Source organism: Rhodoplanes roseus (assembly GCF_003258865.1).
GTDB classification, from domain to species: Bacteria; Pseudomonadota; Alphaproteobacteria; order Rhizobiales; family Xanthobacteraceae; genus Rhodoplanes; species Rhodoplanes roseus.
Window position 1 is genome coordinate 1 of record NZ_NPEX01001012.1, and the last position, 238, is coordinate 238.

General features: G+C 61.8%; 1 protein-coding gene. It reads right to left on the minus strand.

Annotated elements, in window-relative coordinates:
* The coding region (locus tag CH341_RS33400) for a type II toxin-antitoxin system RatA family toxin (RefSeq protein ID WP_281023752.1) at window positions 1-139 on the minus strand (139 nt) is incomplete at its 3' end.
* Window positions 140-238: the final 99 nt, after the last annotated feature.

A 238-nucleotide genomic window follows, 5' to 3' on the forward strand; every position in this document is an offset into this window, starting at 1 on the left:
CCTCGATCTGCTTTCTTCCCCGTACGTTCAGCCTTTCGCAGAACGGCACGAATTGGGGATATTTCTCCACGTCCGCGACGAGATCGAACATCTCCTCCGCGGAGTGGCTGACGGTGCGGGAAGTCTCGTGATGATGCATGGGATCAGCTGGCGAGTGCAGCGCGGGCCTTGCGGAGGCGGGCGAAATCATCTCCGGCGTGGTGGGACGATCGCGTCAGCGGGCTCGCCGAAACCATGA